This is a genomic window from Pantoea sp. X-Soil-ISGK-285 (genome assembly GCF_059730815.1).
Genome location: NZ_AP035939.1, coordinates 346122 through 370525 on the forward strand (window position 1 = coordinate 346122; position 24404 = coordinate 370525).

Sequence of the window (24404 nt, forward strand, 5' to 3'; positions counted from 1 at the left end):
GTAAGTTACTATTGGTAGGTTAGCAAGCGGCGACCGTTGATCGATTCGCTGACCGCACTTACTGTTTAAACGCAGAAGTCGCCAGCAAGGCCTGCTCCAGCAGAGGGTGATCGAACGTAAAGGGAAGGTGCGCCAGGCTGGCGGAGGGGAAATGGATCTGCTGCGCAATCTGTCTCATCCTGTCCGCGTTAATCGCCGCAGGCAGCGTCAGGGGCGAGTGGAAACGGCGCAGCAGCGCCAGCAGTTCAGGCTCCACCTGCTTACCCTGCTGTTCAATCCAGGATTGAATCAGCAAGCTGAAGCCGACCTTTTCACCATGCAGCCAGTGATGCAGCTCCGGCTGGTGAGTCAGGCGATCGTGGATGATATGGGCAAAGCCGGGAGTCGCCATCGCATCCTGAATACTGTTAGCCAGCCCCGCCAGCACAATGTTGGCTTCAATCACTTTCTCCAGCGCCGGGGTGACCTGCTGCCTGATGTTATCGGCCACCGCCGTGTCGCCCCAGCGTTTCAGCACCGTTACCGCCTGCCAGGCGGCTGCGACTTTAAGATCCAGCGCCAGCTGGTGCGGCGTCTGTCGCTGATAAGGCTCAAATTCAAACCATTTGGCCAGCGCATCCACGATCCCGGCCCGCAGATAACGTACCTCGCTGCGGGCGATAACCTCGCTGTCCACCAGAATCCGCTCCGGCATGGCATTAAGCGGCTGGCTGCGCAGATGGCCGCCGCGCTCATCATAGATAATCGCCAGCGGAGACCAGGCGGCACAGGTGGCGGCCAGCGTGGCGAAGTTAACCAGCCGGATATCCGGCAGCGCATCATTGACCGCTTTGGCGCAGTCCAGAACCCGCCCGCCGCCGACTGCCAGAATCAGGGTAGCGCCGTGCGTCTGCACCTGCTGTTGCAGGGCAGCAATCGCCGCATCGGTACACTCACCGGTCAGCGTATCGAGCTGCCAGTGGATCCCCGCCTGTTCCAGACTTATGCTCATGTCAGGATTCACCGCCTGCCAGGCCCGCGGCGAGGTGAAGATGTGAATATGCGAGGCAAGCGGCCGGATAATTTCTCCCACCCCGGCCCGCAGCCCTGGCCGTTGCAGATAGCCTTTCGGCGACATCACGCGAAGCATGGTTCCCCCTTATCGACGATAAGCCAGCGAGCGCACCAGCCGGTCGCCGAGTTTCTGAATCAGCATCACCAGCGCCAGCAGCACCACAATGGTGGCCGCCATGATTTGGTTATCGAAACGCTGATAACCGTAGCGAATCGCCAGATCGCCCAGCCCGCCACCGCCAACCACGCCCGCCATTGCCGAGAAGCCAATCAACATCACAATCGTCAGGGTAACGCCCGCCACCAGCGCGGGAAGCGCTTCCGGCAGCAGCACACGGCTGACGATATGCCACAGGGTACCGCCCATTGATACCACCGCTTCTATGCGGCCGCGGTCGACCTCATCCAGCGCGTTCTCCACGATGCGGGCGAAAAAGGGAAATGCCCCCAGCGTAATCGGCACAATGGCGGCAGTGCTGCCCAGCGTGGTGCCGACCAGCAGACGGGTAAAGGGGATCAGCGCAATCAGCAGCACCACAAACGGCAAGGCGCGTCCGGTATTTACCAGCGTATTCAGCAGCAGTGAAATTGCGCGATTGGGCAGAATGCCTTTTGGCCGGGTCAGAAACAGCAGCACGCCTACCGGCAGCCCTATCGCGACCGTGAAAAGGGCCGCCAGCAACACCATATACAGTGTTTCGCCAGTGGCGTTCAGCAGCAGTTCCTGAAACCGCTCACTACTCATGCTACGCATCGGGTTAACGCCTCATGCTGATATTTTTCGATAAACGCCCGGTCTGCTTCGCCATCCTTCAGCAGCATTTTGCGCAGACGTCCCTCTTCACGTCCCATGATCTGGCTCAGGCTGCCGCTCTCAACCAGCTGGCCATTCTCAAGTAGCGCCGCCCCGTCACAAATCCGCTTCACCACCGCCATTTCATGGGTGATCAATACAATGGTGATATTGAGCTGCTGCTGAATATCGGCCAGCAGATCGAGAATCGAAGTGGTGGTTTCGGGATCCAGCGCGCTGGTCGCCTCATCGCACAACAGATAACGGGGTCGGGCGGCCAGCGCGCGGGCGATGCCGACGCGCTGTTTCTGTCCACCGGAGAGCTGCGACGGCCAGGCCGCCGCAAAGGAGGCCAGCCCCACCAGTTTCAGCAGCGATGTGACCCGCTCGCGACGTTCAGCCGCAGGCACACCGGCAATCTCCAGCGCCAGATCGACGTTGTCCTGCACGTTGCGCGAATGCAGCAGATTGAAGTGCTGGAAGATCATCCCCATCTGCTGTCGCTGCTGACGCAGTTGCGCCAGGCTCATCGCAGCGAGATCCTGCCCGTCAATTTCAATCAGGCCGCTGGTGGGACTCTCCAGCCGATTGAGGCAGCGCAATAGTGTACTTTTTCCCGCTCCGCTCCGACCGAGGATGCCAAAGATGGTCCCTTCTTCGATGGTGAGTGAGATGTCGTCTAACGCTGGCTCAGATGCGCCAGGATACTGTTTGATGAGATGACTGAGTTTAATCATGCTGCTGGTCCGCAACCGGAATCACTGAGCCCTGATAATTTTTACGGATAAACTCCGCTACCTGCGGCGAGCGCAGATCTTTCGCCAGCTGTAACACGCGGGGATCTTTCGCCAGTTCTGGCGTCGTTACCAGCAGGTTGGCGTAGGGGTTATGTGCTGCAGACTCCAGTCCCAGCGCATCTTTCGCCGGGGTCAGACCTGCTTCCAGCGCGTAGTTGCCGTTGATAATTGCGGCATCCACATCATCCAGCGAGCGTGGCAGCTGCGGCGACTCAATCTCAACGATCTTAATTTTCTTCGGGTTATCACTGATATCTTTTGGCGTCACCAGCGTCGAACCCGTTTCACCCTGCGCGTTGAGTTTGATCACCCCTTTGTCCTGCAACAGCCAGAGTGCGCGGCTCAGGTTAGTGGTATTGTTCGGTACCGCAATGCTGGCCCCTTCAGGTAGCGCCGCTAAACTTTTCACTTTCCGCGAATAGATACCCAGCGGCTCGATGTGAACACTGGCGGCCACGGCAAAGGTTTTCCCCAGCGCCTTCTCCTGATCTTTCAGGTAAGGCAGATGCTGGAAGTAGTTGGCATCCACATCCCCGGCGGCCAGCAGCTCATTGGCATTCACGCCCCCGCTCAGCTCAACAATTTTGAGATCCAGTTTCGGATCCAGGGTTTTGACATACTCCAGGATTTCCGCATGGGGCAGCGGATCGGCCGCTACGCGCAGCGGCGCGGCCTGTAAACTCTGGGCAATCAGCAGTGAAAGACCGGCCAGGGCCAGAAAGCGCTTTTTAATCATCATCATTTATCTCTTATCGTTATCAGTGGGTGTTGTGTTCGGGATAGAAACGCAGGGCAACTTCCGGATGCGAACGCAGCCGGCCTTTAAGGTAGTTCCAGCCCACTTCGCGCAGCAGCGGATTAAGCGGATCGCTGCTCGGTCCCTGTGCCAGTTCAGCCAGCTGAGGAGGCAGTTGATAGATCGGCACCACGGCGTCGAGTTGCGCGCCAAGGAAAAAGGCGATGGATAAGCGCTCGCTGCTCTGCGGTGGCGACACCACACGGTGCACCGTTGCGCGAAGATAACCGTTGGTCGCCAGCTCCAGCAGCTCGCCAATGTTCACCACAAACGCGCCCGGCAGTGGTGAGGCATCGATCCAGTTGTCCGGCGTCACTTCCACCTGTAAGCCCGGCTGATCGTCCTGCAGTAACATCGTCAGGAAGCCTGAATCTTTGTGCGCGCCAACACCCTGGCGTGATTCGCCCTCCGTGCGGCCCGGATAACGGATCAGTTTGATATGTTCGTTGGGATAGTCGCCATAGAGGTTATCGAAGGCGTTGCGCGGCAGATTCAGTGCCCCGGCAAAGGCGCGCAGCAGCTCCAGCGCCACCGCTGTCATCTGCTGCTGCCAGCGGGTGACCACCGTTTGCAGTTCAGGTAAAGCTTCAGGCCACTGATTCGGCCCCTGCATCCGTTGCCAGGTGGGTGAATCGGCGGTAACGGGCAGCGCTTCCCGTTCCGCACCAATATCAAACTGCTCGCGATAGTCAGGCTGGCTGCGGGTTATTTCAACCCCCGCCAGGTTATAGCCGCGAAAATGCGGCGAGTTCGCCATCGCCACTGCGGATTTATCCGCCTGTGGCAGGGCAAAAAATTTCCGCGCGACGTGCTGAACCTCATCTAACAATTCACGGTCGATGCCGTGATTGATTAAATAGAAGAAACCGACATCACGCGCGGCCTGGCTTAATTTTTCCAGGACCTGTTGCTGCTGCTGTTGATTACCTGACAATAATGCGAAATCAATTACCGGCAATTCTGCTGTGGTTAACGCGCTCATGATTGACACTCTGTTGGCATGGAATCGCTTTACACTGCCATTTCATTTATGCGTTAACTACCAACTAATCCTGCTATGTATATGCGACGGATGGGAATATCCCACCACGCCGCGGGCTTTAAACCCGCAGATTACTCTGCGCTCCACGCCACGAATGCCGGCGGTAACCATGCCGTAATCTCAGGCAGAGGCTGTTGATAAAGCGCAATCTCGACAAAACAGGTCTGCGCACTGCACCCCTGGCCGAGTCGTGAACTGCCGCTATCCTGGGTCAGCACATTGGGATTGCCGTGTTTATCCAGCGGCTGGCCCTCCTGCTGATCGAGCGGGTCATACCAGGCGCCGGTCGACATCTGTACGACACCCGGCAGGATATCCTGCGTCAGATGCACACCCGCCAGCAGCGCGCCGCGTCCGTTAAAGACTTTTACGATGCTGTTCTCCTCAATACCGCGCGCAGCAGCATCTTCAGGATGCATCCAGAGTGGCTCACGCCCGGCAATTTTGGTGGCCCGGCTGACCCGTCCATGATCGTACTGACTATGCAACCGGGTCCGTGGCTGGCTGGAGAGCAGATGCAACGGCCACTGCTGCTTTTCCTGCTGTTGCGCCTGGTATTCCGGCGCATACCAGCAGGCAAATCCGGGCGCTTCGTCATACCCGAAATCGGCCACCTGCTGAGAAAAAAGCTCGATTTTCCCCGACGGCGTGCTGAGCGGGGCTGACTCCGGGTTATCGCGAAACGCTTTTAGCAGGATCTGCGGCGTATCCGGCGCGGGATACTCCACCACTCCCTGTGACCAGAACGCCTCAAAGGGCGGCAGTTCGATGCCCTGCGCTGCCGCGCGTGGCCGGGAATCTTCATAGAGTGACTGAAGCCACTGGCGCTCATCCCGTCCCTGCGTAAAGGCGTCAGCAAAACCGAGCCGCTGCGCCAGGGCGGCAAAAATTGCGTAATCCGATTTTGCCTCGCCAAACGGCGGCAGATGCTGCGGCATGGCGATGATAAAACCGTCGTTGCTGGCGCTGCCGATATCCTCACGCTCCAGCGACGTGGTCGCAGGCAGCACGATGTCGGCAAATTTTGCCTGCGCCGTCCAGAACTGCTCATGCACAATTACGGTGTCCGGCCGCTGCCAGGCGCGTATCAGCTTGTTGATATCCTGATGATGATGAAAGACATTGCCGCCCGCCCAGTAGACCAGCCGGATGTCGGGATAGACCCGCTGTTGCCCATCAAACTCATAGTGCCCTCCGGGATTGAGCAACATGTCGGCGATGCGTGCCACCGGAATCGTCTCCTGAACAGGATTATGACCGGCGGGCAGACGAGGCCCGGAAAACTGTCGCCGGGCGGCACCGGCCAGATTGGTTGAGGCGTAACCAAAGCCCAGCCCGCCGCCGGGTGTGCCAATCTGACCCAGCAAAGCGGTGGTCGCAACGGTGGCCCAGAAAGCCTGCTCGCCCTGCCGCGCCCGCTGCACTGACCAGGCAATATTCACCATCGTTTTATGCGCCGCCATCTGCCGTGCCAACGCACGGATCTCCGCGGCCGCCAGCCCGGTCAGCGGTGCGGCCCATTCTGGCGTTTTAGCTATCCCGTCGTGTTCACCCAGCAGGTAGGCTGCATAGTGGTCAAAGCCCACCGTGTAACGTTCTGTGAATGGCGCGTCATAGAGAGATTCAGTAATTAACACCTGCCCGATTGCCAGTAACAGCGCCGTATCGGAGCCGGGCTGTATCGCCAGCCACTCCGCATCGGCCACCCCAGCAAGATCGTTTCTGACCGGACTGATGTTGATAAACCGGGTGCCATTCTGCCGTAGCGTGGTTAACCAATGGGAAAGCGCATGGTCGTTAGCCCCGCCGCCATTGACCTGCGCATTGCGAAGCGGCAAACCCCCGATAGCCACAAACAGTTCGCAATGCTCTGCAAGAACCGGCCAGTGGGTATGGTGACGTTGTAACTCATCGAGGTTACCGATGATGTGCGGCAGCGTGCGTTCACCTGCCGCAATGCTGTAGGTGTTGGTGCTGGCGGTGTAGCCGCCATAGTGGTTAAAGAATCGATGAAGCTGGCTCTGGGCATGATGGAAACGTCCGGCACTCGACCAGCCGTAAGAGCCGGCGTAGATCGCCTGATTGCCGTGCTCTGTTTTGACACGCCCCAGCTCCTCCGCCACCAGCTGCAACGCAACATCCCAGCTCACTTCCACAAACGGCTCTTTGCCGCGCCCGCTGCGGGATGCGCTTCTGTTCTGAAGATAACCGAGCCTGACGGCCGGATTTTTGACCCGGGTTTCGCTTTGCACCGCGCCCGGTAACGACTGCCCGATCGCAGAGGGATTACGGTCCCACGCCACCGGCCTGACCGACGTCAGCGTGTCCCCATCGGTGGTGACGTGATACGTGCCCCAGTGCATAACGGCTAAATCATTCTTTTTCATGGCTCACTCGCGTCGGATACGGCGCGAGAGACGCGTACCCAGGGTTTGCAGTAGCTGGACAATGACAATCAGCACCAGCGCAGTCGAAATCGTGGCAAAGGCATCAAAGCGCTGATAGCCATAAGTGATGGCGAGGTCGCCAATGCCGCCGCCGCCCACCGTGCCCGCCATTGCCGTCGCACCCAGCAGGCCGATAGTGGCGGTGGTCAGGGCTAACACCAGCGACGAGGCGGCTTCCGGTATCATGAAATACCAGATGGTCTGCAGCGTGGTGGCACCCATCGCATTGGCTGACTCCAGAATGCCCTCATCTACCTCCAGCAGCGCATTCTCCACCAGCCGTGAAATATAGGGCGCGATAAATATCACCAGCGGCACAATGGCCCCCGCCGTACCGATGGTGGTGTTCACCAGCAGGCGCGTCAGCGGCAGAATAGTGATCAGCAGAATAATAAACGGCAGTGAACGGATGATATTCACGATCGGGTTCAGCAACTGATGTACCAGCCGATTTGGCTGTATACCACCCGGACGACAGATCACCAGCACAATGCCAAGCGGCAGGCCCAGCAGCGAACCAAAGCCCAGCGACAGCGCCACCATGATCAGCGTGTCCTGCATCGCCGTCAGGAACTGATCGCCGGTAACGGCGGTTTCAAAGAGTTCTGACATCACTGATTTTCACTCCGGTCGCGATGAGAAACTGGATGGCCGCCTCGCGCCGGGCGGGCTCGCCTTTGATCTGCACAATCATGAAACCCAGAATGGTACGCTGTACTTCCGTCATGCTGGCGAACAGGATATTCACTTCAACCTCATGTTCACGGATCAGGCGATTGATGATCGGCTGTTGTGCCGTGCTGCCGACAAACTCCAGCCGCAACATGTCGACTGCCGGATGCTGGCTTAACAGCGCCAGTGTCTGCTGTGGCAGACGATCGTGGATGACGGACTGCACAAAGCTGGCGCTCACCGACTGTTGCGGTTCAGCAAACAGCGACAGGACATCGCCCTGTTCAACGATACGGCCCTGCTCCATCACCGCCATCCGGTTGCAGATCTTCTGTACCACCGACATCTCATGGGTGATCAGGACAATGGTGATGCCGTAATGCTGATTAATCTCCTGTAACAGCAGCAGAATCTGTACCGTGGTCTGGGGATCCAGCGCGGAGGTCGCCTCATCACACAACAGAATCGCGGGATTGGTTGCCAGCGCGCGGGCAATTCCGACGCGCTGTTTTTGACCGCCAGAAAGTTCATCCGGATAGCTGTGGGCTTTGTCGCTGAGGTTAACAAACGCCAGCAGCTCCGCCACCCGGGTGGCGATAAAATCTTTATCCCGGCCCTGCAAAATCAGTGGGATGGCGACGTTGTGAAACACCGTTCGGGCATTGAGCAAATTGAAGTGCTGGAAGATCATGCCAATCTGCTTTTTGACCTGAATTAAGCGCTTTTTGCTGATCCCTTGTAACGCTTCACCCTGCACCTCAACCGAGCCGGTTGTGGGGGTCTCCAGATGATTAATCAGGCGCAGCAGCGTACTTTTTCCGGCTCCACTGGTGCCGATGACGCCAAAGATGTCACCCTGGTTGATGCGCAGATTAATCTCCTTCAGCGCCTGCACTTCTGCACCGTTACGCGCAAATGTTTTGCTGACATGGCGAAACGCAATGGCTACCTGACTCATTTGAAATAATCTGGCAGCAGATAGCCCGCATACTGCGCATTACCGGTGATATAGCTTTTAAATTCTGCTGAGTGGTAGCCGGCAATAATGTCACGGGCAAACTGAGCCTGCTTATTTTTACCGGCTACCGTCACCACGTTAATAAACTGGCTGGTTGCCGCTTCCAGTTTCAGTGCCGAATTAAGTTTCATGCCACTGGATACCGCGAAGTTGCCCTGAATGACACCATAGTCAACGTCGGGGAGTGCACGCACCTGCTGGGCATTATCCATCTCTTTGAGCACGATTTTGTAGCGGTTTTCCGTGATATTTTTCTGCGAAAAAGTGGCAGCATCGCTATCGGGGCTGATTTTGAGCCAGCCGATGCTCTGGAGTAACAGCGCCGCCCGATACTCATTTGAGGGCTGGTTGGGCACAGAGACCGTGCTGCCCGGCGCGGGTTGAGTCAGCGTCTTCACGCGCTCAGAGTAGAGCCCCATTGGCGGAGTCGGCACCTGCACAATCCCAACGTTATCAATGCCAAGCCGGTCATTAACCGACTTCAGATAGACGGGATGCTGCATGATATTGGCGTCAATCGTCCCGCGATGAACAGCATCATTAACCTGAATCCCATCACTGAAATCTTTATACTCCAGGGTGTACCCCTGCCTGATTAATAAGGGCGCGACGCCTTTTTCAAACTGCTCTTTATAAGGCCCTGGATTAAATCCAATCCGTATTTTCTTCTGGTCGGCTGCCTGAGCGGCAGAAATAAAAAGGCTGGCGGTGGTCAGCGCCAGAATAATTCCCCGGGATGTGATCTGCATTGTTTGCCCTGATTCATTATTGTGAGAGCGATCGATTTAATCACAGCCATCGCGGAGAGGAACAGGCAAAACCCAGCCCCGACTTTGGCTTATTTATGCTAACGATAGTCACACGCTGGATATTCGAATCCTTGCAAAGAACAGCGTTATTTCTGCTAAAGATTTTAATGTCAGCTGTGTCATTCTTCCCCGCTTAACACTGTTTATTGCGGGAGAGATATGGCGGAGTTTGCAGCTTCAGAGATGGTCGCAGGGCTCGAAGAGAACCTCTTCAGCATGCTGGAAAAGCAGGCAGCACAACTGGATGATGCGCTGTTACCGCTGATCGATCTCTCCTCCGGCAGTCCACGTCAGCCAACGCCGCCCGCGGTAATCGCTTCATTACAGGCTGCGGCAGCGAAACCAGAGAACCATGAGTATCCCTCGTTCTGGGGCAAACCCGCGCTGCGACGTGCTATCGCAGCCTTCTACCAGCGTCACTACGGCGTTACGCTTGATCCTGAAACTGAAGTGGCGCTGTTCCAGGGCGCACACATTGGCGTCAATGGTTTTCCCCGCGCCCTGCTCAATCCGGGTCAGGTGTTGATCTCTACCAATCCCTGCTATCCGCTCTACCGCTCAGCGGCCCGTCAGGCAGGTGCCGATTTTTATGGCATTCCGCTGGAGGCGCGCAATGATTTCCTGCCCGATTTCACCCAGGTGCCAGACGAGATCGCGGCGCGTGCCGGTCTGCTGCTGCTCAATTATCCCCATAACCCCACCGGCGCACTGGCGACAGCCGCGCTGTTCGCCGACGCGCTGGCCTTCGCCCGCCAGCATCATGTTCCGCTGATTCATGACTTCGCCTATGCCACGCTGGGCAGTGAGTCGGGCGAACAGCCGCTGAGTCTGCTGGCACAGCCCGATGGCAAAGCCTGGGGCGTGGAAATCTACACGCTGTCAAAAAGCGCACTCATGGCAGGCTGGCGGGTGGGATTTGCGGTGGGAAACGCCTCGATGATTGCGGCATTTAAAAAACTTCATTCTCATAGCTACAGCACGGTGTATGGCGCGGTGCAGGATGCCGCCATCACCGCGTTGTCGCTGCCCGCTGAACAACTCAGCTTGCTGGCAGAGCATTACCATCAGCGGCGCAGAGTGATTTTAGCCAGGCTGGCAGCAATGCACTGGCCGGTTCGCGCCCGTCAGGGCACCTTTTTCCTCTGGCTGGCAGCGCCAGCTGGTTTCACCGGGGAGCAATTCGCCGCCCTGCTACTGGCCCAGTGTCATCTGCTGGTGGCACCGGGTAACGGGTTTGGCGCAGCGGGTCGTGATTATATTCGCATCAGCCTGACAACCGGGACGGAGCAATTACTGCAGGCGCTGGATCGCATCGACGAACTGAAACTGTTTAAGTAGCGCATCAGCACCGGGAAAACCAGTTCCAGATATAACCAGAGCACCAGCCGCAAGTTATTACCAAATGTTCAGACCCGTAAGCAGGCGTGAATAAGTTCACTATGCTGGGTTTGTCAGTAAATGCAGTTATTTCAGCTGAAAACTTGCAAAAACTTACAATCGTAGTCTAGAGTTTACCGGCTGCGGTTTCTGCCGCTTCACTTAAAAATTATTCGGCTTCTTATAGCTTTCATTTCCACGGTTTCTTCTGAACATTGTTTGCGGCTGCGAAAGCTATAAGACTCCTTCATTGATGCACCTGAGGAGAATATGGACACCAGAAACTCATCGTCTGAACACCCAAAGAAACATTTCTGGAACAGGAAGCCAAAAGAGCTGACTGTTGACGACATTACCGTAATCGACAACGACATGCTGAAGCGTGCAGTTGGCGCAGCTGCGTTAGGTAATGCGATGGAATGGTTCGACTTTGGCGTATACAGCTATCTCGCCGTGATCATCGGCAAAGTCTTCTTCCCGGATGCCAACAACGCGGTGCAGCTGATCGCCACCTTTGGTACGTTTGCCGCGGCCTTCCTGGTACGTCCGATTGGCGGCCTGGTATTTGGCCCGCTGGGTGACCGCATCGGACGGCAGAAAGTGCTGGCGATGACGATGATCATGATGTCGATTGGTACGTTCTGTATCGGTCTGATCCCGGCTTACTCTTCAATAGGCATCATGGCACCGATTCTGCTGCTGGTGGCACGTCTGATCCAGGGCTTCTCAACCGGTGGTGAATATGGTGGCGCAGCGACCTTTATCGCGGAGTACTCTACCGATAAACGCCGGGGCTTTATGGGCAGCTTCCTGGAATTCGGCACCATCGGTGGTTACCTGCTGGGTGCCAGCCTGGTCACGGTGATGACCACCGTGATGTCGAATGAGGCGATGATGTCCTGGGGCTGGCGCGTGCCGTTCTTTATCGCCGCGCCGCTGGGGCTGTTTGGTCTCTATGTGCGACTGAAGCTGGAAGAGACTCCGGCTTTCCAGCAGCACATGGAAAAACAGGAAGCACTGGAGCAAAGCAAGCCGCGTCTGACGCTGATGCAGATGCTGAGCAAATACCGCGCACCGATGATGAAATGTATCGGTCTGGTGCTGCTGTTTAACGTCTCTAACTACATGCTGACCTCGTACATGCCGAGCTATCTGACCGGCGTGCTGGGTCTGCCAGAGTTAAGTGGCCTGCTGCTGGTGATGGTGGCGATGTTCGTGATGATGCCGCTGACGCTGCTGTGGGGTCGCTGGACTGACCGCATCGGTCGTCGTCCGGTGATTGCCTTTGGTGCGGTGGGTCTGATCCTGCTCGCCATCCCGAGCTTTATGCTGATCGGGTCCGGTAATATGTGGGCGGTATTTGGCGGCCTGATGATTCTGGGTGTACTGCACACCTGCTTCAGCGGCACTATGCCTTCGACGCTGCCTGCGCTGTTTACTACCGATATCCGTTACAGTGCGCTGGCCATCGGCTTCAACCTGTCGGTATCGCTGTTTGGGGGTACGACACCGCTGATTACCGCGTGGCTGGTGGATACCACTAAAAACAATATGATGCCAGCTTACTACATGATGGGCGCGGGCGTGATTGGCCTGCTCACCATTCTGACGGTACGTGAAACAGCCCGTCAACCGCTGACCGGTTCATCCCCTGCGGTAGCGACCAAAGCGGAAGCGCATCGCCTGATCGACAAGCTGCGCAAGCGGCACAAGCCATCAGCGACCACTGCGAAATAACTGTTCTGACACCCTGCTCTGCAGGGTGTTTTTTTAACTGCCATCCGATCTGTTTACCCAGCTGATTTAACTGCCCTGAAACGCGCCACTTTCGCCCGATTGCCACACAGCGCCATGCTGCACCAGCGGCGGCGATGCGCTTTGGTGCGATCGTAAAACCACAGTGTACAGGCGGGATGTTCACAGCCACGGACTCTGCTGAAATCCTCCTGCGCCAGCAACATCGCAGCCTGTTCCGCAACCTGTCCCAGCCGCTGCATCACACTCTGGCCCGCATAGACCCGCCTGATTTTTAAGGCACCCGGCTCCCCGGTCATTTGCAGATGGCTGGTCGCTTCACCCAGCCAGGCGTTCAGCGCCTGAATATCAACGCCCTCTCCCGCTTTGTGCTGCTGCACGTTATCACGAATGATCTGACGTAAGTGACGCGCTGCTTCCAACAGCGCACCCGGTTCATGCTGCGGAGCCGGGGCATCTGGTGCCAGTCCGGCCTGGTGTAGCCAGGCTTCAACATCCTGATCGGTTTGCCAGAAGTCGTGCGGCTGACCTTCCACGATGGCCACGGTATTGATGAAATCCAGCGCCGGATGATCAGCCAGAAACCACGGTCCCTGGGCGGTGTGTGATTGCGTTTCCGCCATGATATTGCCTCCCTTGTTAACTCTGCTGATGCCACTGTAACCGACAAAGTACTATTTGAATAGTTACACCGCATCTTTTGTAACCGTTATAAATTGATTTGACAGGTTACATTCTGGCTGCATAATGAGTCTTGGTAACCCCATAAATATCATTTAACCAGTTACAGGAGTTCAGCATGCGTGATCAATCCATTTCGTATCGTTACCAGCAGGCCGATGGCGTCAATATTTTCTATCGCGAAGCGGGCGATCCTTCCCTGCCGGTACTGCTGCTGTTGCATGGCTTTCCCACCTCTTCACATCAGTTCCGCAATCTGATCCCGCTTCTGGCCGATAAATTTCATCTCATCGCACCCGATATGCCGGGCTTTGGCTTCACTGAAGTGCCTGCTGAGCGCAACTATTCCTGGACCTTCGACGCGCTGGGCCAGACGCTGACCGCCTTTGTCGATGCACTGGGGCTGGAACGTTATGCGATGTATGTTTTCGACTATGGCGCACCTGCCGGTCTGCGACTGGCACTGGCTTACCCCGATCGCGTCAGTGGACTGATATCACAAAACGGTAACGCCTATCTGGAGGGATTAGGAGAGGCCTGGGCGCCGGTCCGCGCCTACTGGGACGATCCCAGCGAAGCAAATGGTCAGGTGATCCGTGACGCCATCCTGACGCTGGAAGGGGTGAAGTGGCAGTATGTGCATGGGGTGAGCGATCCGCAGCAGATCGCCCCGGAAACCTATACCCTGGATACTCTGCTGATGGAGCGCCCCGGTAACAAAGATATTCAGCAGGCCCTGTTTCTCAATTACGCCAGTAATCTGAAACGTTATCCGGAATTTCAGGCGTTCTTTCGCCAGCAGCAGGTGCCAACGCTGGTGATCTGGGGCAAGCACGATCCGTTCTTTATTCCACCGGGCGCAGTGGCCTGGCAGCGGGATAATCCACAGGCGGTGGTCGAGATGCTGGATAGCGGCCACTTCGCGCTGGAGACACACACGCATCACATTGCGTCGCGCATCCGCGAGATGTTCAGTGGCGACTAATCCGCTGCGCGCAGAGGCAGGCTGTTCAGCGCTGCCTCTGCAAGCGTGCAGGTCACTCATTGCTAAAGCGGCCAACGGTGCTGGCCGCGCCCAGCGCATGGCCTTTCAGCTGTGCAACCAGCTCTGCCTGGGTTAACCCCGCTTTCAACTGACCCACCGGCAAATCGGTGGCGATCAGCACAAAGTTATAGTGATGCAGCCCACTGCCTGCAGGCGGACAAGGGCCATAATAGTGCAGCGTCCCAGGGGTATTTTTTCCGCCGGTGTAGTCCTTGCCCTTTGTCAGAGCCCCCTGCGCAAATGACGAGCGGCTGGCGGGAATGTTATAGGCCACCATGTGGGTAACGCCGAGCCCTTTGGCCCCGACCGGATCGGTCATCAGAAGAGCCAGACTGCGGGTGCCCGCCGGAATCGCAGACCAGTTCAATTCGGGAGAGATATTCTCACCGGTACAGGAAGGATTACTTTTATTCGCACCGGCAAACTTTTTATCCAGTAGCGCATTATCGCTGAAGTCCTGTGATTGCAGCGTAAATACCGACGCTGCCAGCGTGGTCATTGGCAAAACGGCCAGCACCGTCGCGCAGAGTAATTTTTTCACCAGCCACTCCTTATCAGATTACTCAAGAGATTATGTTCCGTATGGATTGCGTCACTGCCTGATTACTATAACGGCTTTAACGCGATTGACCCGACTGACCGCCTGTTCAGGGGTAAGGAAACGGCAAATCTATGATCTCCGTCGCGCTGGCTGAGAGAGCTGACGCGTTGCCCTGTGACGCATTACCCGATATAAGTTAACGCATCTGGCTGAAGTTTCGCCTGAATCATCGTCACTGTCACCGATAAGTGGACACTATGCAGATTGAAGATCTCCGGATTTACGTTGCGGTAATGCATGCTGGCAACTTTACTGCAGCAGCTGAGCATCTGATGCTATCGAAACAGTATGTCAGCCGCCGTATGGCTGCGCTGGAGGCATCATTAGGGGTACGACTGTTGATCCGTAACACCCGTAAGCTGTCTGTAACGGATGCAGGTTTACTGTTCGCGCAACATGCTCAGCGCATTCTGGATGAGATTCAGGAAGCGCAACTGGCAGTGTCAGAGCAGCAGCAGGCGCTGCGCGGCACCTTCCGAATCAATCTGCCGATGTCCTTTGGCATGAGCCACCTCTCCCCCCTGATTGCCGAGTTTCTAAGCCACCATCCGTCATTGCAGTTTCATATTGAGCTGGCTGACCGCTATGCCGATGTGATTGGCGAAGGCGTTGATATGGCGATTCGCATCGGTACGCTGGCTGATTCCACGCTGATTGCCCGTCCGCTCGGCGAGCTGAAGCGGGTTATCTGCTGCAGCCCCCGCTATCTGGAACGGGCAGGCGTGCCGCAGCAGCCAGAAGCCTTGCTGCAACATGCCTGTCTGCGCTACGGACGTGAAGGTCAGAATGGCTGGGAACTGCAGGTCAATGGTAAACCCAAGTGGCTGGCGGTTCAGGGACCGATGGTGAGTAACAATGGCGAGGTCCTGCGTGATGCCGCACTGGCAGGCTTAGGACTGGTATTGTTACCCGCCTTTATCGTTGAGGCAGCCCTGCAACGCGGTGAGCTGGTGAGCGTGCTGGACGACTATCTGCCGCCCCCGCTCTCCCTGAATGCGGTTTACCCGCAGCACCGTCAGCGCAGCGAAGTAAACCGCCAGTTACTGGCCTTTCTCCAGGCGCGTTTAGCGTCGTGACAGCACTAAAGTTTTTTTAATGCCGCAAAGACCCTGGCGACAGCAACGGCACCCGGATCAGACACGCCGTTGAGGTTAGCACTGTTGAGATAAGATGATCGGCCCGCTTTTGCTTTCCCCATGCTGGCGGTTGCATCACTGCCCTGCTGTGCCGCATCAGCCGCCTCTGCCAGCGATTTACCCGCCACCAGCGCCTCGATTGCCGGTTGCAGCGCATCAATCAGCGTGCGATCTCCTGGTTGTGCCCCGCCATACTGCTTCATCTTCTCCAGACCCTGCTGCAGGGCCGCGGGCAGCGCATCCCCTTCGGCCAGCTGCTGCGCAGCAGCGGTGAAAAAGATCGCCATCAATACGCCGCTGGAGCCGCCCATCACGGTCGCCAGTCGCTCACCCGTCACCGCGAGCAGATCGGGCAAGGCATTTAACGGCAGCTGATTATCTGCACATTCGCGCTGGATCTGGCGTGCGCCAGCAGCAAAGGTCGAACCGGTATCGCCATCACCGACCTGCGCATCCAGTTTGTTCAGCTCGCTTTCGCTGGCGATCAGGGTTTCACAGATGCTGTTAACAAACGCAGCGACGGTCGGGTTATCTGAGGGTTGCGCCGGATGCGATGTTGCCTCTTTTGTCGCGTTTACCGGCTGCAGCGGCGCGATTTTAACCGCCTGAACCCAGCCGGTGACCTCAACCGGCGCGCAGATCGCCTCTTCGAACAACGGCGTCAGCGTCATGGAGGTGACGGAAAAGCCCTTCATGTCCAGCGCGGTCATTAGCGGAGCCGGACCAATCAGATAATCACTACCCCGGCTGAGCGGCGACTCAATCAGATCCCGCGTGACCAGACTCATCTCCAGCGCGGACATGCCGCCAAGATTATTGACTAACAGCGCGCGTGGCTGATCGTTGTCCGGCATCACTTTCTCCAGCAGATGCTGCACAATCTGCTGACTGTTTTGCGTCTGCATGACGTCAACACCCGGTTCGCCGTGAATCCCCAGCCCCATTTCAACGCTGCCGTCTGGCACTCGCTGGCCGGTCTGTTCATCCGGCAGATGGCAGCTTGAGAGCGCAACGCCCATGGTGGCGATAGCACGACTGGCTGCCTCTGCTGCCTCGGTCACCGCCGTCAGGTCATCACCCCGCTCTGCGACGAAGCCCGCCACTTTATGCACCAGCAACGTGCCCGCGACGCCGCGTGGCTGAGGGTTATCGGGCAACGCAACATCATCACCGACAATCACCATATTGACGCTGAATCCCGCTTTGCGCGCTTTTTCTGCCGCCAGACCGAAGTTGAGTCGATCTCCGGTGTAGTTTTTCACAATCAGCAGACACCCCGCCTCACCGGTAATATTGATGATGGCGTTGTAAACCGCGTCAACGCTGGGGGAAGCAAAAACATCGCCACAGACGGCAGCCGTCAGCATCCCTTTGCCGATAAAGCCGACATGGGCCGGTTCATGGCCTGAACCGCCACCGGAAATCAGCGCGACCTGCTGTTTTTGCCAGTCATTACGCATCACGATGCGAATGCGCGGATCGACCTGCAACCGGACCAGATTGCGCCACGGGCTGGCGTAAATCATGCCATCTAACGCGCTGTCGACGAGATCATCCTTTTTATTCATTACGAATCGGGTCATGTCTTCTTTCCTCATAGGCATGCGGGTTTGCTGATGACCCAGTGTTACATATCACTGACGACAGTGAGAAATCCATCAACAGGTCTGTAGCCTGATTTCAGACATACCGCACGAAAACCAGCTGACACAGGCGCAGTGATTTTTACTAATTGATTGATTTTTATCAAATGTCTTTACCTGAAAGTGAGAGGTTCTGCGCAGAACATGAACCGGGGATCACGGATGGTAAAAATTCATTTGTTAACAGAGGATGTTTTAATGACCCAACGTATGATTCTCAATGAAACCGCCTGGTTTGGTGCTGGTGCTTTGCGCCATTTGCCGGAAGAGGTACAACGTCGCGGGATGCGAAAAGCACTGATCGTCACTGACAAAGCGCTGGTCGCGGCGGGTGCGCTGAAGCGGGTGACCGATCTGCTGGCGCAACATCAGCTTGACTGGGCGGTGTATGATGAGGTGGTGCCGAATCCTACCATTCGGGTTGTGCAGCAGGGTGTTGCGGTGTTCAGAGAGTCAGGTGCCGACTACCTGATCGCCATTGGCGGGGGCTCACCACAGGATACCAGCAAGGCGATCGGCATTATTATTAATAACCCTGAGTTTGAAGATGTCCGCAGCCTGGAAGGCGTCAGCCCCACCCGTCATCCGTGCGTGCCGATCATCGCTATCCCGACCACGGCAGGCACCGCCGCAGAAGTGACGATTAATTACGTCATTACCGATGAAGAGAATCGCCGTAAGTTTGTCTGTGTCGATCCCCATGACATACCGAAAGTGGCGATCATTGATGCGGAGATGATGGCGAGCATGCCAGCGTCGCTGAAGGCTGCGACCGGTATTGATGCCCTTACTCATGCCATTGAAGGCTACATCACGCGCGGAGCCTGGACCCTGACCGATATGCTACACCTCAAAGCCATTGAGATTATCAGCCAGTCACTGCGCGAATCGGTGGCAGGAAATATTGAGGCGGTTGAGCAGATGGCGCTGGGACAATATGTGGCCGGTATGGGTTTCTCTAATGTCGGCCTTGGTCTGGTGCATGGCATGGCACACCCGCTGGGCGCCTTTTACAATGTCCCGCACGGCGTAGCCAATGCCATTTTGCTGCCGCAGGTGATGGCGTGGAATGCCTCAGGCACTGGCGAAAAATATCGCGACATTGCCCGCGCAATGGGTGTGAAACAGGTTGAGTCATTGTCGCTGGATCAGGCGCGGGAAGCGGCGGTCGCCGCGGTGCGTCAGCTCTGTCGCGATGTGGGTATTCCCCGCTCACTGCGTGAAGTGGGCTTAAAAGAAGCGGATATCCCTGCACTGGCACAGGCCGCGCTGGATGATGTCTGTACCGGCGGCAACCCACGTACGCCGGACCTGGAGGACGTGATGGCGTTATACCGCCAGAGTTAAAGCGCATACCCTGTAGTGATGCAGTGCCGATAACAGGCCCGTCCTCGCTGGCGGGCTTTTTTACGTCATGGCAACGCTTAATCCGGGAGCCTTCGCCAGAGGTTGTTGAGTCTGGCTGACGGCATCAGCCAGGGTTTTAGCCGCGTTTATCCTGCCTGGTTTCAGCCTGAAATCGCCCGCTGTTACGGTGAAGTTCAGCGAGCGAACCAACTGCCCCTACCCATGATTTCTTTAGATGCTAAACCCTGATTCACTTGATCTGGATCACAAAAATCCGCATCATGCGCAGCGAAAACCTTAATGACGCTGCGGAGATATCAATGACACTGTACCAGGGTATGCTAATTTTCTATGCCGTTGTTGCATTGATCGCTACGCTGATCACGTTCTTCATCGCCAAAGATAAGCTGAGCATCAAACTGCTGAGCGCCTTTCTGGTGGGGGCCACCTGGCCGATGAGTTTTCCTGTCGCGCTGATGTTTGCTCTGTTTTAATTGACATTATCCCCTTAGATACCACACTCAGGTAAGACGTCCCTGACCTGCAAACCGCCGATCACCGACGTGGCCTTGTTCATGACGGTTAATAAGGAGCGGATATGCGCGTTATCAGTGTGATGATTCTGGTTTCTCTTCTCAGTGCCTGTAGTGCCCCATGGCACGCTGAAAAACCGGTTCCGGCGGCCGAAACCCGCCAGCAGACCTGCCAGCCAGGCTCCAATCCCAGCCAGAACGACTGCGGTCATTTCCCTGAACCTGAATTCCATTGATCCTGTCACAAGGCGATCGCTGCTGTGAGATCTCAATTACGCTATTTCATCGCATAACAAGGCTTTACACGCTGCTAACCGGTCAGTAAAGTAGCGCCCAGACATCAATTCTGATGCGTAAGCGTTAACGTCAACCAACGCCCCCGCAGCACTGCTGCATGTGATGATCTCTGCCATGATGCCTGTACAACACCCAGCTAAACCTCTCGCTGCGTATTCCAGCGCCACATTTTTTTTGTTCGTCCTGCTGCTGACCGCGGCTAATCTTCGTGCGCCCATTACTGTCATCGGCCCGGTACTACAGGATATCCGCCAGACCTTTGGCCTTAGTGTCGGTGAAGCAGGTCTGTTTAACTTTATTCCACTGATGCTGTTTGCCCTGCTCGCCCCACTGGCCGCCTGGCTGGGAAATCGCGTCGGGCTTGAGCGCAGTTTATGGGGGGCGCTATGCCTGATCACTGCCGGTTCGCTGTTGCGCTGGCTGCCTACTGAAGCGGCGTTGTGGAGCGGAACGCTGTTACTCAGCGCAGGCATTGCCGCCGCCAACGTGCTGCTGCCGCCACTGATTAAACGCGATTTCACCGCCCACACCGCTAAATATATTGGCCTTTATGCCGCCACCATGTCGATTACTGCCAGCCTGGCATCTGGCATTGCCGTTCCGCTGAGCCAGCTTTCAGCGGCAGGCTGGCGACTCTCGCTGGTTGTCTGGGCGCTACCGGGACTGATTGCGCTACTCGTCTGGCTGCCGCTGTTACGTCAACGGCGTTCAACCGTAGCGCCCGCAGATGCGCCCGTTGCATATCGCCATCCGTGGCGAACGGCAGGCGGCTGGCAAATTGCACTGTTTATGGCGCTGCAATCGCTGGCGTTTTATACCCTGATTGACTGGTTTACGCTGTTTGCCCAGGATAACGGCTTCAGTCAGGCCCACGCAGGCTGGCTGCTGTTCTGGTATCAGGCAATTGCGATCGTCGCTAACCTGGGCTGCATGGTGGCGCTGAAGCGGGTAAAAGATGCCCGGCTTACCGCGTTTATTGCTTCATCAGGCATTTTCCTCGGCATGCTGGGCCTATTGCTCAATCCGCAGTGGGCCGTCATCTGGCTGACACTGGCCGGACTGGGCGCAGGCGCATCACTGGTGCTCTGCCTCTCACTGTTTAATCTGCGAGCCACTCATCACCGTCAGGCTTCACAGCTGTCGGGCATGGCACAGTGTGTCGGATATGCGCTGGCGGCACTCGGCCCTTTGTTCTTTGGCGTGCTCCATGAGCAGAGCGGTAACTGGACGCTGCCCTTCAGCGTGCTGGCAATGCTGAGCCTGTTACAGATGCTGCTGGCTCCGCTGGCAGCGCAGTCAAAACCCATTAGCTGAAAATGCGGCGGAGCCGTTAACAATAAATGACTCGCGGATCGCGGATGCCTGGCATCACCGGTCGGCGGGAATCGACGGGAGAATGTGCGTGTCTGAACTGAATAATGCTCTGCTGCAGGAGATCCTGGATCAGGTGCGTCCGCTGATCCATCAGGGAAAGGTGGCTGACTATATCCCTGCGCTGGCGGATGTGGCTGCCGATCATCTGGCAATAGCGGTTTGCCTGCGTGATGGCACCCTCTTTCAGGCGGGCGATGCTGAGACGCGCTTTTCGATTCAGTCGATCTCCAAGGCGCTCTCTCTGACCGTAGCACTGACACGCTATGAGGACAGCGAAATATGGCAGCGGGTCGGCAAAGAGCCTTCTGGCCAGCCATTTAATTCATTGGTTCAGCTGGAGCTGGAACAGGGCAAGCCGCGTAATCCGTTTATTAATGCCGGTGCGCTGGTGATTTGCGATCTGCTGGAAACCCGACTGACCGCCCCGCGTCAGCGAATGCTGGAAATTGTGCGCCAGCTGAGTCAGCAGTCCGATATCAATTATGATCGCCACGTTGCCCGCTCTGAGTTCGAACATTCGGCCCGCAATGCAGCGATCGCCTGGCTGATGAAGTCGTTTGGAAATTTCGATAACGATGTCACCAGCGTGATGCAGACCTATTTCCACTACTGTTCGCTGTCGATGAACTGCGTTGAGCTGGCCCGCACGTTTATCTATCTGGCGAATCAGGGCAAAACGCTGGATGGCAGCCAGATGATTACTCCACGTCAGGCGCGGCAGATTAACGCACTGATGATCACCAGCGGGATGTACGACGGCGCTGGCGAATTCGCGTGGCGGGTCGGGATGCCCGCAAAATCGGGCGTGGGTGGCGGGATTATTGCCATTATCCCAGGTGAGATGAGCATTGCCGTCTGGTCGCCTGGGCTGGATAGCGCGGGCAATTCTCTGGCCGGTACCGCTGTGCTGGAATTGCTAACCGAGAAGCTGGGGCGATCGATATTCTGAGTCTGAGCGCGCAAGTCACAGGCTCGCTGTGGTGAAATGCGGCGGGATTCCCATGATTTCGGGAAGCTGATTTTGCATTTTCCGTGTAGTCCGCTGGCGATTTGAGTCGTCAGCGATAATCAGAACTCAAAAAACTAATTAGTGCGAAATCTGCGCCAGATCGTCTTCATTCAGACCAGTCATCCGCATAACGGTATTGCGATCCATGCCACTCTTCAGCATGGTGTGGGCAATTCTGAGGCTTGCTCCACGACTACCTTCTGTCCGTCCCTGTTCAATACCCTGCTCAATACCTTTTTCAAGCCCTATCTGCTCAAGCTGTTGTGCGATAGTCATAAGTGCGTTCTCGTGTTGGGGCACACGCTGTGCCAGCTCCCGTACAAAGGCTTTGGCGTCCGATGTTTCACCCGCCTGTACAATGTAGTGTACCAGCGTTATCACCTGTGATGAAGAGTGATAGCCAGCCTGCAAAATGGTCACCAGCCGGTCCATCATTTCAGCCAGATCACGCTGCCGGATATGCTTCTGCAACAGGGTCAGAGCCGCCATGCTGCGATGTTGCATGATCTCATCGTCAGGAATCACCGTGACATCGACCAGCGGAAAACTGCGGCTGTATAGCCTGTCCGCCAGCGCCGGGTCGTCGAACTCATCCAGCCACCGGGTCGAATAGGGATAGGGAGTGCGTCTGCCAGTGTAAAACAGGACGGGAATCACCAGCGGCAACCGCTTATGCCCTGCTTCAAGATGGCGTTGCATGGCAGCCACTGCATAGCGCATCAGCCGAAATGCCATATGTTTGTCTGGCACTGACTGATGCTCAATGAGTACATGGATATATCCATCGCCAGCGGTTGTTTTAAGACTGTAAAGCACGTCGCTAAAGTACTGCCGAAGGTCATCCTCGACAAATGACCCCGACTCCAGTTTCAGCGTGCTGAGATCACAGCATATGCGCAGCTCTGGCGGCAAATGCAGCTCCATGAAATCCCGGGCAATATCCGGCTGAGTCAGAAATTGCCGGAATGTGGCATCATGAGGCACAGGCGTACTGTTCTTCTTTTTCACTGGCCAGAATCCTTTCTGTTCCTGAAGCGCTTACATCGGCTGATTCAGCCAGTAAAAGGCGCTAATTCCTGTAGCGCACGAACGTTTAAAGTCCTGATGGAAATAACGAAATTAATACCCTGATGACTAAACCGCGTAAAAGGCTTTTCCTGAAATCTACGAGGTTGCTCTGAATATCAACCCCTGTCGGGCATTAAAAACTATTCCATCTGACTCAGCTCACCACATTAATTGGCTCGCCCTGAATAAAGGCCGCGATATTGGCCATCACGCCAGCCACCAGATTCTCCACGCCGCTGCGACTTGCCCAGGCGATGTGCGGTGTCAGCAGCAGCGTTGGCAGATCCGCCAGCAGCGGATTATCCGGAGCGGGCGGCTCGCTGCTCAGCACATCCAGCGCCGCACCACCAATCTGCCCCTGCTTTAACGCGGCAGCAAGATCGGCTTCGTTAATCAGTCCGCCACGAGCCGTGTTTATCAGCAGCGCCTGTGGCTTCATTTTATCCAGCGCCTCGCGATCAATCATCTGGCGGGTGCTGTCACTCAGCGGGCAGTGCAGCGAAATGATATCGCTGGTCGCCAGCATCTGCTCAAAGCTGACATAACCGTCACGCACCCTTTCACTGCCTTTGCGCTCGGCGTACTGCACCTGCATTCCCAGCGCCTGGGCCAGCCTGCCGACCGCCTGGCCGATGTCGCCTTTGCCCGCGATGCCCAGCGTGGCCCCGCCAATATCCCCTATCGGCTGATGATGCACACAGAAGTGCTTAGCCTGGGGCCAGTCGATGCGGGTATTGCTGGCATAAGCCATCAGTTGACGGCGCAGGGCAAAAATCGCGGCTATCACCGCCTCTGAAACGCTCTGAGTCGAATAGCCTGGAACATTACTGACCACGATGCCGCGTGCGCTACAAGCATCAAGATCGATACAGTCATAGCCCGTCGCTGCGACACAGATAAAACGCAGTTCAGGCAGTTGTTGCAGTGTGTCAGCCCGCAACGGCACCTTATTGGTTATAGCGACCGTTGCACCCGCCAGCGAAGACACAATGTCTTCAGCCGAAGTCTGCGCGCGCATCTCCCAGTCAGCCTGCTGTTGACCGGTCGGCAGGGGTACCGGCAGCGTGTCGCCATCCAGCATTACAATTTTCATTTTTTATTCCTTCATTGG

23 protein-coding genes are annotated in these 24404 nt (G+C 56.5%); 9 read left to right on the top strand and 14 right to left on the bottom strand.

Going from position 1 to position 24404, the window contains the following annotated elements; all coding sequences use genetic code 11:
- Window positions 1-58: 58 nt before the first annotated feature.
- The 9 genes from AC6I8B_RS20890 to AC6I8B_RS20930 all read right to left on the bottom strand — a co-directional run bounded on the left by AC6I8B_RS20890 (window position 59) and on the right by AC6I8B_RS20930 (window position 9367).
- The gene (locus AC6I8B_RS20890) at window positions 59-1129 is read right to left on the bottom strand and encodes an iron-containing alcohol dehydrogenase family protein (RefSeq protein ID WP_157353007.1); all 1071 of its coding nucleotides are present in this window, start codon (window positions 1127-1129) and stop codon (window positions 59-61) included.
- 9 nt (window positions 1130-1138) lie between these two features.
- On the bottom strand, window positions 1139-1807 hold the full coding sequence (locus tag AC6I8B_RS20895) for a methionine ABC transporter permease (protein ID WP_022624728.1): 669 nt from the start codon (window positions 1805-1807) through the stop codon (window positions 1139-1141).
- Window positions 1795-2583, bottom strand: coding sequence for a methionine ABC transporter ATP-binding protein (locus AC6I8B_RS20900; RefSeq protein ID WP_497817750.1), 789 nt, complete (start codon window positions 2581-2583; stop codon window positions 1795-1797). The genes AC6I8B_RS20895 and AC6I8B_RS20900 overlap by 13 nt, the downstream gene beginning before the upstream one ends.
- On the bottom strand, window positions 2576-3379 hold the full coding sequence (locus AC6I8B_RS20905; RefSeq protein ID WP_010247386.1) for a MetQ/NlpA family ABC transporter substrate-binding protein: 804 nt from the start codon (window positions 3377-3379) through the stop codon (window positions 2576-2578). The genes AC6I8B_RS20900 and AC6I8B_RS20905 overlap by 8 nt, the downstream gene beginning before the upstream one ends.
- A 22-nt stretch (window positions 3380-3401) precedes the next feature.
- Window positions 3402-4421 carry an isopenicillin N synthase family dioxygenase gene (locus AC6I8B_RS20910; protein ID WP_157353002.1) on the bottom strand — a complete coding sequence of 340 codons (1020 nt, stop codon included), beginning with the start codon at window positions 4419-4421 and terminating at the stop codon, window positions 3402-3404.
- 131 nt (window positions 4422-4552) lie between these two features.
- On the bottom strand, window positions 4553-6868 hold the full coding sequence (locus AC6I8B_RS20915; RefSeq protein WP_497817751.1) for a molybdopterin-dependent oxidoreductase: 2316 nt from the start codon (window positions 6866-6868) through the stop codon (window positions 4553-4555).
- Between the two features lie 3 nt (window positions 6869-6871).
- Window positions 6872-7540, bottom strand: a complete 669-nt coding sequence (locus AC6I8B_RS20920; protein ID WP_010670743.1) for a methionine ABC transporter permease — start codon at window positions 7538-7540, stop codon at window positions 6872-6874.
- Window positions 7524-8558, bottom strand: a complete 1035-nt coding sequence (locus AC6I8B_RS20925; protein ID WP_157352997.1) for a methionine ABC transporter ATP-binding protein — start codon at window positions 8556-8558, stop codon at window positions 7524-7526. Before AC6I8B_RS20925 ends, AC6I8B_RS20920 begins: the two co-directional genes overlap by 17 nt.
- Window positions 8555-9367, bottom strand: coding sequence for a MetQ/NlpA family ABC transporter substrate-binding protein (locus AC6I8B_RS20930; protein WP_157352995.1), 813 nt, complete (start codon window positions 9365-9367; stop codon window positions 8555-8557). The genes AC6I8B_RS20925 and AC6I8B_RS20930 overlap by 4 nt, the downstream gene beginning before the upstream one ends.
- 219 nt (window positions 9368-9586) lie before the next feature.
- Between AC6I8B_RS20930 and AC6I8B_RS20935 the strand changes: the two genes are divergently transcribed.
- Window positions 9587-10765, top strand: coding sequence for an aminotransferase class I/II-fold pyridoxal phosphate-dependent enzyme (locus AC6I8B_RS20935; RefSeq protein ID WP_157352993.1), 1179 nt, complete (start codon window positions 9587-9589; stop codon window positions 10763-10765).
- A gap of 309 nt (window positions 10766-11074) precedes the next feature.
- The gene (gene proP, locus AC6I8B_RS20940) at window positions 11075-12541 is read left to right on the top strand and encodes a glycine betaine/L-proline transporter ProP (protein ID WP_010670739.1); all 1467 of its coding nucleotides are present in this window, start codon (window positions 11075-11077) and stop codon (window positions 12539-12541) included.
- A 53-nt stretch (window positions 12542-12594) separates the two neighbouring features.
- Here the strand turns inward: proP and AC6I8B_RS20945 are convergent, their stop codons facing one another.
- Entirely contained in the window at window positions 12595-13182 is a 588-nt protein-coding gene (locus AC6I8B_RS20945) for a CGNR zinc finger domain-containing protein (RefSeq protein ID WP_157352991.1), read from the bottom strand.
- Window positions 13183-13358: 176 nt separating this feature from the next.
- Here AC6I8B_RS20945 and AC6I8B_RS20950 point away from each other — a divergent pair, with 176 nt between their 5' ends.
- Entirely contained in the window at window positions 13359-14225 is an 867-nt protein-coding gene (locus tag AC6I8B_RS20950) for an alpha/beta fold hydrolase (protein WP_157352989.1), read from the top strand.
- Window positions 14226-14277: 52 nt separating this feature from the next.
- Here AC6I8B_RS20950 and AC6I8B_RS20955 read toward each other — a convergent pair whose 3' ends face one another.
- Window positions 14278-14826 (bottom strand): YbhB/YbcL family Raf kinase inhibitor-like protein, encoded by a 549-nt coding sequence (locus AC6I8B_RS20955; protein ID WP_010247409.1) that lies wholly within the window; start codon window positions 14824-14826, stop codon window positions 14278-14280.
- A 257-nt stretch (window positions 14827-15083) separates the two neighbouring features.
- On the opposite strand from AC6I8B_RS20955, the gene AC6I8B_RS20960 reads away from it, so the two are divergent.
- Complete coding sequence (locus AC6I8B_RS20960; RefSeq protein WP_157352987.1) at window positions 15084-15962, top strand: LysR family transcriptional regulator; 879 nt, start codon at window positions 15084-15086, stop codon at window positions 15960-15962.
- A 5-nt stretch (window positions 15963-15967) separates the two neighbouring features.
- Here the strand turns inward: AC6I8B_RS20960 and AC6I8B_RS20965 are convergent, their stop codons facing one another.
- A complete protein-coding gene (locus AC6I8B_RS20965; RefSeq protein WP_052271618.1) occupies window positions 15968-17605 on the bottom strand; it encodes a dihydroxyacetone kinase subunit DhaK in 1638 nt (545 codons plus the stop codon).
- A gap of 258 nt (window positions 17606-17863) precedes the next feature.
- On the opposite strand from AC6I8B_RS20965, the gene fucO reads away from it, so the two are divergent.
- From fucO to glsB, 5 genes are all read left to right on the top strand, one after another.
- Window positions 17864-19012, top strand: coding sequence for a lactaldehyde reductase (fucO, locus tag AC6I8B_RS20970; RefSeq protein ID WP_010247415.1), 1149 nt, complete (start codon window positions 17864-17866; stop codon window positions 19010-19012).
- 320 nt (window positions 19013-19332) lie between these two features.
- Window positions 19333-19506, top strand: a complete 174-nt coding sequence (locus tag AC6I8B_RS20975; RefSeq protein WP_010247416.1) for a GhoT/OrtT family toxin — start codon at window positions 19333-19335, stop codon at window positions 19504-19506.
- A 104-nt stretch (window positions 19507-19610) separates the two neighbouring features.
- Window positions 19611-19781 carry a YdgH/BhsA/McbA family protein gene (locus tag AC6I8B_RS20980; protein ID WP_010247418.1) on the top strand — a complete coding sequence of 57 codons (171 nt, stop codon included), beginning with the start codon at window positions 19611-19613 and terminating at the stop codon, window positions 19779-19781.
- A gap of 175 nt (window positions 19782-19956) precedes the next feature.
- Window positions 19957-21156: a CynX/NimT family MFS transporter gene (locus tag AC6I8B_RS20985; protein ID WP_157352982.1), complete on the top strand. Its 1200-nt coding sequence runs from the start codon at window positions 19957-19959 to the stop codon at window positions 21154-21156.
- 82 nt (window positions 21157-21238) lie between these two features.
- On the top strand, window positions 21239-22165 hold the full coding sequence (gene glsB, locus AC6I8B_RS20990) for a glutaminase B (protein ID WP_010247422.1): 927 nt from the start codon (window positions 21239-21241) through the stop codon (window positions 22163-22165).
- A 138-nt stretch (window positions 22166-22303) separates the two neighbouring features.
- On the opposite strand, the gene AC6I8B_RS20995 is transcribed toward glsB, so the two are convergent.
- A complete protein-coding gene (locus tag AC6I8B_RS20995) occupies window positions 22304-23233 on the bottom strand; it encodes an Rpn family recombination-promoting nuclease/putative transposase (protein WP_332837860.1) in 930 nt (309 codons plus the stop codon).
- Between the two features lie 214 nt (window positions 23234-23447).
- On the bottom strand, window positions 23448-24386 hold the full coding sequence (locus tag AC6I8B_RS21000; protein ID WP_157352979.1) for a D-2-hydroxyacid dehydrogenase: 939 nt from the start codon (window positions 24384-24386) through the stop codon (window positions 23448-23450).
- Between the last annotated feature and the right edge of the window lie 18 nt (window positions 24387-24404).

Bases quoted from the DNA above. Each gene is read 5' to 3' on its own strand.
- AC6I8B_RS20900 (WP_497817750.1), bottom strand. From the start codon at position 2,583: ATGATTAAACTCAGTCATCTCATCAAACAGTATCCTGGCGCATCTGAG.
- AC6I8B_RS20890 (WP_157353007.1), bottom strand. From the start codon at position 1,129: ATGCTTCGCGTGATGTCGCCGAAAGGCTATCTGCAACGGCCAGGGCTG.
- AC6I8B_RS20965 (WP_052271618.1), bottom strand. From the start codon at position 17,605: ATGACCCGATTCGTAATGAATAAAAAGGATGATCTCGTCGACAGCGCG.
- AC6I8B_RS21000 (WP_157352979.1), bottom strand. From the start codon at position 24,386: ATGAAAATTGTAATGCTGGATGGCGACACGCTGCCGGTACCCCTGCCG.
- AC6I8B_RS20910 (WP_157353002.1), bottom strand. From the start codon at position 4,421: ATGAGCGCGTTAACCACAGCAGAATTGCCGGTAATTGATTTCGCATTA.
- AC6I8B_RS20950 (WP_157352989.1), top strand. From the start codon at position 13,359: ATGCGTGATCAATCCATTTCGTATCGTTACCAGCAGGCCGATGGCGTC.
- glsB (WP_010247422.1), top strand. From the start codon at position 21,239: ATGTGCGTGTCTGAACTGAATAATGCTCTGCTGCAGGAGATCCTGGAT.
- proP (WP_010670739.1), top strand. From the start codon at position 11,075: ATGGACACCAGAAACTCATCGTCTGAACACCCAAAGAAACATTTCTGG.
- AC6I8B_RS20915 (WP_497817751.1), bottom strand. From the start codon at position 6,868: ATGAAAAAGAATGATTTAGCCGTTATGCACTGGGGCACGTATCACGTC.
- AC6I8B_RS20895 (WP_022624728.1), bottom strand. From the start codon at position 1,807: ATGCGTAGCATGAGTAGTGAGCGGTTTCAGGAACTGCTGCTGAACGCC.
- AC6I8B_RS20905 (WP_010247386.1), bottom strand. From the start codon at position 3,379: ATGATTAAAAAGCGCTTTCTGGCCCTGGCCGGTCTTTCACTGCTGATT.
- AC6I8B_RS20935 (WP_157352993.1), top strand. From the start codon at position 9,587: ATGGCGGAGTTTGCAGCTTCAGAGATGGTCGCAGGGCTCGAAGAGAAC.
- AC6I8B_RS20980 (WP_010247418.1), top strand. From the start codon at position 19,611: ATGCGCGTTATCAGTGTGATGATTCTGGTTTCTCTTCTCAGTGCCTGT.
- AC6I8B_RS20920 (WP_010670743.1), bottom strand. From the start codon at position 7,540: ATGTCAGAACTCTTTGAAACCGCCGTTACCGGCGATCAGTTCCTGACG.
- AC6I8B_RS20960 (WP_157352987.1), top strand. From the start codon at position 15,084: ATGCAGATTGAAGATCTCCGGATTTACGTTGCGGTAATGCATGCTGGC.
- AC6I8B_RS20930 (WP_157352995.1), bottom strand. From the start codon at position 9,367: ATGCAGATCACATCCCGGGGAATTATTCTGGCGCTGACCACCGCCAGC.
- AC6I8B_RS20975 (WP_010247416.1), top strand. From the start codon at position 19,333: ATGACACTGTACCAGGGTATGCTAATTTTCTATGCCGTTGTTGCATTG.
- AC6I8B_RS20945 (WP_157352991.1), bottom strand. From the start codon at position 13,182: ATGGCGGAAACGCAATCACACACCGCCCAGGGACCGTGGTTTCTGGCT.
- AC6I8B_RS20985 (WP_157352982.1), top strand. From the start codon at position 19,957: ATGATGCCTGTACAACACCCAGCTAAACCTCTCGCTGCGTATTCCAGC.
- fucO (WP_010247415.1), top strand. From the start codon at position 17,864: ATGACCCAACGTATGATTCTCAATGAAACCGCCTGGTTTGGTGCTGGT.
- AC6I8B_RS20925 (WP_157352997.1), bottom strand. From the start codon at position 8,558: ATGAGTCAGGTAGCCATTGCGTTTCGCCATGTCAGCAAAACATTTGCG.